Below are 6,133 nucleotides of genomic sequence, written 5' to 3' on the forward strand. Positions count from 1 at the left end.
CGCGCTTACACACGCTCGAACACCAGATCCCAGACGCCGTGGCCCAGCTTGATGCCCCGGTTTTCAAACTTGGTCAGCGGCCGGTAGGCAGGCTTGGCGGCATAACCGTCGTTGCCCTCGGCGGTGTTTTTCAGCAGCGGCTCGGCGCCCAGCACTTCCAGGATCTGCTCGGCATAGGGCTGCCAGTCGGTGGCGCAGTGCAGGTAGCCGCCGGGCTTGAGGCGGGCCGCCAGTTTGGCAATCAGCGGCGACTGGATCAGCCGGCGCTTGTTGTGCTTCTTTTTGTGCCACGGGTCCGGAAAGAAGATATGCGCGCCATCCAGGCTGGCCAGCGGCAGCATGTGGTCAATCACCTCGACCGCATCGTGCTGCACGATGCGAATATTGGTAAGGCCTTGCTCGTCAATCCGCTTGAGCAGCGCGCCCACGCCCGGCGTGTGGACTTCGCAGCACAGGAAATGGGTGTGCGGCATCAGCGCGGCAATGTGAGCGGTGGCTTCGCCCATGCCAAAGCCGATTTCCAGTACCACCGGGTGTGTTGCGGGTTGCTTTTGCGCGCCATTTAAGGCCGTATCCCCTGATGGTGCTGAAAAGGCAGCTACAAAATCAAGAGCGCCGGGCTGGTAGGGCAGTAAAAACTGCGGCCCCAGGTCGGCAAACGCCCGGGTCTGGGCGCTGGTGGTGCGCCCGGCCCGGCGCACAAAGCTCCGGATGGTTTTGGGGTGGGCAATGTCGGCCGGGGCCAAGGAGGCGGGGGGAGCGGGGGAGGTAGGGGTGTCGGTCACGGCTAGGTTGGCGATGGGCATGCGGTTGCGAAAAGTGTTGTCATTTTAGGCACCCATGGTCAGCGCTTGATTTTCAGGTGACTTTGGCCGCCCACTGCGCTACCCAGTTGGCGAGCGCGTCGGGCAAGGGCTTGGGCTGCGGCGCCAGGCCCAGTACGGCAGCGGCCTGGTTCAGCGCGGCCAGCGGGTCGGACAGGTCCAGCGCCCTGGCGCCGTTCTGCTTGGACAGCTTTTCGCCGTTGGCGCCCAGCACCAGCGGCGTGTGCAGGTAGCGCGGTGTTGGCAGGCCCAAGGCGCGCTGCAGCAGGATTTGCCGCGCGGTGTTGTCGGCCAGGTCCTCGCCGCGCACGATATCCGTGATGCCCTGGGCGGCATCGTCGACCACCACCGCGAGCTGGTAAGCCCACAAGCCGTCCGCCCGCCTGAGCACAAAGTCGCCCACTTCACGGCTGACGTCTTGCGCCTGGGCGCCCAGCCGGCGGTCGTGCCAGACCAGTTCGGAAGGTTCTGAATCTGCTGCTGAATCAATAGCGCTTTGTAGCCGTATTGATTGGGCTACCGGGCTATTTTGTGCATATTTTGAAGTGGAGAATCGCCAGGCCCGCGCGGGCTTTCCGTTCAGGTCTTGGCGGCAGGTGCCGGGGTAGATCAGCTCGCCGTGGCGTTCCTTGGCGTGGCCGGCGCTGGCCAGCGCCAGGGCAATGTCCTGTCGGGTGCAGCTGCAAGGGTAGGCCAAACCTGCGCTAATCAATTGATCCAGTGCGGCCTGGTAAAGCGCGCCGCGCTGCGACTGGTACACCGGCGGCTCGTCGGGCTGCAGGCCGCAGGCGCTCAGCTGGGCAACAATGGTGTCAGCGGCGCCGGGCACGCAGCGCGGCAAGTCCACGTCTTCAATGCGAAGCAGCCACTGGCCGCCGTGCGCCCGGGCATCAAGCCAGCTGGCCAGTGCGGCGACCAGCGAGCCCGCGTGCAGCGGACCCGTGGGGGAAGGCGCAAACCGGCCTCTATACAGCCGCTTTCCCAACTCGGCTTTCCTTTAAATAATGGCCAGCGCCATTTCCAGGCCCGACAAAAAGCCGTCTTCAGCCCGGTGGCCCAGGCACCAGTCGCCGCAGGCGCCAATGCGGGCGCTGGCGTCCCAGGCATGGGACTTGCCCAGCGGCTCGGTGGTCTGGGCAAAGCGCCAGCGGTGCACCTCGGCGTAAGGCGGCTCGGCGCGTATGCCCGTCACCTCGGAAAATGCCTTGATCAGCTTGGCCTTGACGCGCTCGGCGTCGTCCTCCAGGTGGCGCTCTGACCACTCGGGGCTGGCCTGAACGGTCCAGCGCTCGATCTGGCTGCGCCCGGGTTTGGACGACTCACGCGCCAGCCATGCGATGCGGTGGTGGGTGCTACGCGCGGCATTCCAGTGGGGGCCCAGGAGCGGCAGCGTGGGCTGGGGCACCTGCGGAAACGCCAGCATCAGGGTCCAGCAAGGCGCCACATTGACGGGGGCAATTTGCGCCGTCAGGGCGGGGCTCTGCTGCGACGACACCAGCAAGGCATGCGCTTGCTCGGCGGGAACCGCCAGCACCACCGTGTCAAAACCCGAATGCACATGGCTGCTTGCACCTTCGCCTTCGGTTTGCAGTTGCCAGCGCTCCGGGTGCAGCGCGTCGGGTTCGATGCGCGTGACCTGCGTTTGCACCAGCAGTTGCCCGGCGTCATCAAGCGGTTGGGCCCAGTGCCGCACCAGGGCGTTCATGCCTGGCGTGGCAACCCAGTGGGCTTCTTTGGGTGGCAGCGCAGACGCCACGACACGGCCCAGCGCGTCCAGAATCCGGACCGTGCTGGCGCTCCAGGGCCGAATCAGGCCCGGGGAGCTGGCCAGTGCTTTTTCAAAGCGCGCGTCGCGGACGGTGAAGTACTGGGTGCCGTGGTCAAAGCTGCCAAATTCGGTGTCGCGCGTGGACATGCGTCCGCCGGCCCCCCGGCTTTTTTCAAACACCGTAACCTGATGGCCGGCCTGCGCCAGCGTGCGGGCACAGGCAATGCCGGCAATGCCGGCGCCCACCACGGCAATGCGGCGCGGTGCGGGAGGTTTTGATTTTTTGGAAGAAGCGGGGCGGGATTTTGGAGTCATGTCTTTGTACTTTTTCTGGGTTGATGAAACGGGTACATGGGGCGGAAATTAGGGCTGCTTGACCTGGAGCGTATGTCTGAATTTTTCCATCATCGGGCTGCGTCACAATTTCGTCATAAACAAAAGCCATAAACGCACTCTACACGCAGGCGGAGGCGGCGTTGCAGAAAACCGGATTTTTACAGCGCGTGTTCTCGCTCCAGCAGCGCTTTTCGGGTGCCTGGAGTGTCCAGTTGCTGCAGCCACCAGTTCAGGGCGCGTCCTTCGCGGCCACCACCTGTGCGGCGCCAGGCGTAGCTCATGGGAATCTGGCGCACGGCGCGCTCCATCCGCTTTTGCACCAGCCGGCCAGCGGCAATGTGCGGGCGCGCCAGGTATTCGGGCAAAAAACCACCGCCCAGGCCGCGCAGCTGGGCGTCCAGTTTCTCTTGCATGCCGGGCACGGTAAAGATGTCCTGGCCCCCCAGCAGACCCACTGTCACGCCGCTGCCCCGTTGCACCGAGTCGGCCACGGCCACGGCGCGGTGGGGCATCAGCATGGCATCCGTGACCGGTTCGGGGGCATCGGCCAGCGGGTGGTGCGGCGCCACGGCGTAAATGAAGTGGAGGCTGCCCAGCGGCTTGCTTTGCACCGATTTGTTCAAGGCTGGATCCAGTGCGACACCAATCGCCAGGTCGGCCTGGCCTGACGTCAAGGCCTCCAGCGTGCCCGACAGCGCCTCCTCACGAATCCGCAGGCGCGTGGGCGGTTCAAGCGCAAAAAATGCCTCGCACAACTCCATCAGCGTGGTGCGCGAGATCACGCTGTCAACGGCCAGCGTCAACTGGGGTTCCCAGCCTGTCGCCACGCGCTTGACCCGATTGGCCATGGCATCCAGTTCCACCAGCAAACGTGTGCCTTCGCGCAGCAGTTCCTTGCCCGCTTCGGTCAGTCTGGCCTGGCGTGAGGAACGGTCAAACAGCAGCACATCCAGCGCGTCCTCGACCTGGCGAATGCGGTAGGTCAGGGCGCTGGGTACCACGCCCAGTTCGCGCGCAGCGGCCGCCATGCTGCCGTTGCGATGCACGGCCTCAATCAACTCAATGGTCTCGGGCGTGAACGCGCTGCGCAGCTTTTTGTTGATCATTGGCGAATTTTCATTCAAATAAATTGAATGATGCCATCAAATAAGTGCAATGCCCAGGGCCCTGCATGCGTCTACAGTAAAGTACTTGCAACCAACGCTGAAAGGACCTTCCCATGATGACCCCCAGATTGTCCGGTGAACGTGGCTACGCCGATCACGGCTGGCTCAAGTCGTTTCATTCCTTTTCATTCGCGGGCTACTACGATCCGGCGCACATGGGCTTTGGCAACCTGCGCGTCATCAATGAGGACCGGGTGGCGGCGGGCCGGGGTTTTGGCACGCACAGCCACAAGGACATGGAAATCATCAGCTATGTGCTCAGCGGCGAGTTGGCCCACAAAGACAGCATGGGCAACGTGAAGGGAATTCCGCCTGGCGACGTGCAGCGCATGAGCGCCGGCACCGGCGTGCAGCACAGCGAATTCAACCATGCCGAGGGGCAGACCACGCACTTTTTGCAGATCTGGATTGAACCGAACGTGCGCGGCATTGCGCCCAGCTACGAGCAAAAAACCTTTCCTGACGCTGAAAAGCGGGGCGGGCTGCGGCTGGTGGCGTCACCCGACGGTGCAGAGGGGTCGGTCACGATCCATGCGGACGCGAATATGTACGCCGGTCTGTTCAACGGCACCGAAACGGCCACGCTGACCCTGCGCCCAGGGCGAAAAAGCTATGTGCATCTGGTGCGTGGTGCGCTGTCCGTGAATGGCCACCTGCTGCATGGCGGTGATGCGCTGTTGCTCGAAGCCGAGCCGCAGATCGTGCTGGCAGGCGGCCAGCAGGCCGAAGTGCTGGTGTTTGACCTGACACCCTGATTTTTTAGTCTTTCAGTTTTTTACCCATCTTTGTTTTTTAACCTCAAAGGATTTCTCATGTTTACAGCGCTCCAAAACCCCCTGGCACTGATCGGCCGCCTGCTGATGGCCCTGTTGTTTCTGCCGGCGGGCATTGGCAAAATTGGCGGCTTTGCGGGCGCTGTGGGCTACATCGGCTCCAAGGGGCTGCCCCTGCCCGAGCTTGGCGCCGCGATTGCCATCGTGGTGGAAGTCGGTGGTGCGCTGGCCCTGATCGCCGGATTCGGCACCCGCTTTGCCGCGCTGGCGCTGGCGTTGTTCACACTGGCGGCCAGCTTCTTCTTTCACAACTACTGGGGCATGCCAGCTGAACAGGCCATGATGCAGAAGTTGATGTTCTTCAAGAACATTGCGGTGGTGGGCGGTTTGCTGGTGCTGGCCGCACACGGTGCCGGCGCCTGGAGCCTGGACGCCAAGCGCAACGCCTGAGCAAACCCGTTTTCCCAACGCAAGGAGACCGGGCATGAGCAAAGTAGCCGTTGTTTTTCACTCCGGGTACGGCCACACGCTGCGCATGGCGCAAGCCGTTGCCGAAGGTGCCGACGCTGAACTGGTGGCGATTGACGCCGATGGCAATTTGCCCGAGGGCGGCTGGGACACGCTGGCGGCTGCTGACGCCATCATCATGGGCTCGCCCACCTACATGGGCAGCGTTAGCTGGCAGTTCAAGAAGTTTGCCGACGCGTCGTCCAAGCCCTGGTACACCCAAGCCTGGAAAGACAAGCTGTTTGCGGGCTTCACCAACAGTGCCGCGCTCAACGGCGACAAGCTGTCCACGCTGACCTACCTCTTTACCCTGGCCATGCAGCACGGCGGACTCTGGGTCAGCCAGGGCGTCCTGCCCAGCAACACCAGGGCCGCGCAGCGCAGCGATGCCAACTACCTGGGCTCCTACAGCGGCGCCATGGCCCAGTCGCCGTCGGATGCCGGTGCGGGCGAAATGGCGCCGGGTGACCTGGAGACTGCACGCAGTTTCGGCGAGCGGGTTGCAGAGGTGGCGAGCCGGTTCCGGCGCTAGCACCATAGTGCTCTTCAATGGCATCATGTCTGATCGACTTTTACGAAGGAAGCCCTCATGACCATTGAAATCACCACCAAACTGGAGCGGCTGTCATGCGCATAGTAATCAAGCTGACGGGGCATGAGAAAGACCTGGGGGGCGGCTTCATGGTGAGCCGTCTGTTGCCAGCGGCGGCGCGGCAGTCGGTGGGCCCGTTTGTGTTCTTTGACCATTTTGGCCCGCTC

At 63.3% G+C, this 6,133-nt stretch carries 7 protein-coding genes and 1 pseudogene; 4 read left to right on the plus strand and 4 right to left on the minus strand.

Going from position 1 to position 6,133, the window contains the following annotated elements; translation table 11 throughout:
* Positions 1–5 precede the first annotated feature (5 nt).
* From trmB to IV091_RS01275, 4 genes are all read right to left on the minus strand, one after another.
* Complete coding sequence (gene trmB / locus IV091_RS01260) at positions 6–806, minus strand: tRNA (guanosine(46)-N7)-methyltransferase TrmB (protein WP_293464165.1); 801 nt, start codon at positions 804–806, stop codon at positions 6–8.
* Positions 807–858: 52 nt separating this feature from the next.
* On the minus strand, positions 859–1,809 hold the full coding sequence (gene gluQRS, locus IV091_RS01265) for a tRNA glutamyl-Q(34) synthetase GluQRS (protein ID WP_293464166.1): 951 nt from the start codon (positions 1,807–1,809) through the stop codon (positions 859–861).
* A gap of 12 nt (positions 1,810–1,821) precedes the next feature.
* Complete coding sequence (locus IV091_RS01270) at positions 1,822–2,907, minus strand: FAD-dependent oxidoreductase (RefSeq protein ID WP_293464167.1); 1,086 nt, start codon at positions 2,905–2,907, stop codon at positions 1,822–1,824.
* A gap of 179 nt (positions 2,908–3,086) precedes the next feature.
* Complete coding sequence (locus IV091_RS01275) at positions 3,087–4,034, minus strand: LysR family transcriptional regulator (RefSeq protein ID WP_293464168.1); 948 nt, start codon at positions 4,032–4,034, stop codon at positions 3,087–3,089.
* A gap of 113 nt (positions 4,035–4,147) precedes the next feature.
* Between IV091_RS01275 and IV091_RS01280 the strand changes: the two genes are divergently transcribed.
* The 4 genes and pseudogenes from IV091_RS01280 to IV091_RS01295 all read left to right on the plus strand — a co-directional run.
* Positions 4,148–4,849, plus strand: coding sequence for a pirin family protein (locus IV091_RS01280; RefSeq protein WP_293464169.1), 702 nt, complete (start codon positions 4,148–4,150; stop codon positions 4,847–4,849).
* A gap of 57 nt (positions 4,850–4,906) precedes the next feature.
* Positions 4,907–5,317: a DoxX family protein gene (locus IV091_RS01285; RefSeq protein ID WP_293464170.1), complete on the plus strand. Its 411-nt coding sequence runs from the start codon at positions 4,907–4,909 to the stop codon at positions 5,315–5,317.
* A gap of 34 nt (positions 5,318–5,351) precedes the next feature.
* On the plus strand, positions 5,352–5,906 hold the full coding sequence (locus tag IV091_RS01290; RefSeq protein ID WP_293464171.1) for a flavodoxin family protein: 555 nt from the start codon (positions 5,352–5,354) through the stop codon (positions 5,904–5,906).
* Between the two features lie 95 nt (positions 5,907–6,001).
* Positions 6,002–6,133: pseudogene (locus tag IV091_RS01295) on the plus strand (pirin family protein); the annotation flags it as partial.

It is taken from the genome of Polaromonas sp. (genome assembly GCF_018780625.1).
Lineage (GTDB): Bacteria > Pseudomonadota > Gammaproteobacteria > Burkholderiales > Burkholderiaceae_C > Polaromonas.